The 599-nt window shown below is 48.6% G+C and carries 1 pseudogene; it reads left to right on the top strand.

From position 1 onward, the window contains the following. Nucleotides 1–599 (top strand): annotated as a pseudogene (locus tag R7E78_RS28365) (molecular chaperone DnaK); the annotation flags it as partial.

The raw sequence follows: 599 nt of genomic DNA, 5'->3' as shown, positions 1-599 counted from the left end.
GTGAAGGCGCAGAGCTACAAGCCAACCAGAAAGAGCGCGTAGAAGTGCAACTGGCGTGTCAGTTAACCGAAGTCGGCACTCTTAAGATGGAGTGTGTCAGTGCCGAAGACGACAACAAACGTTGGGAACTGGAATTTGAAGTTCGCAATAAACAAGCCGATGACGGTGAGGAAATTCAGCTTCATCCAAGATTGAACGAATGCAAGGAGCTGATTGCTCGTCTATACAGCGGCAACAAGAAAAGTGCTGAAGGCAAAGAAATCAAAACCTTAGCAAAAGATCTTGAGAAGAAACTGGGTAAACGCGATGAGTGGGACTTCACCACACTCCGTCAACTTTTCGATACTTTTGCGCAAGGCCGTAAGCGTCGTCGTCGCTCTGAACAACATGAGAAAAACTGGCTTCGTTTGGCTGGCTTTGCACTGCGTCCTGGCTTTGGCGATCCAACCGACTCTTGGCGTATTGAGCAAGTTTGGGGACTGTACCAACAGAACATTCAGTTCAAAAACCATCAAGGCTGGACTGACTGGTGGGTATTCTGGCGACGTATCGCGGGCGGTCTAAGCCAAGAACAACAAGAAACCATTTTGGCAGACATC

It is taken from the genome of Vibrio sp. YT-19(2023) (assembly GCF_033337395.1).
Note: the sequence above shows the minus strand (reverse complement) of the source record. Positions and strands in the feature narration are given on the sequence as shown.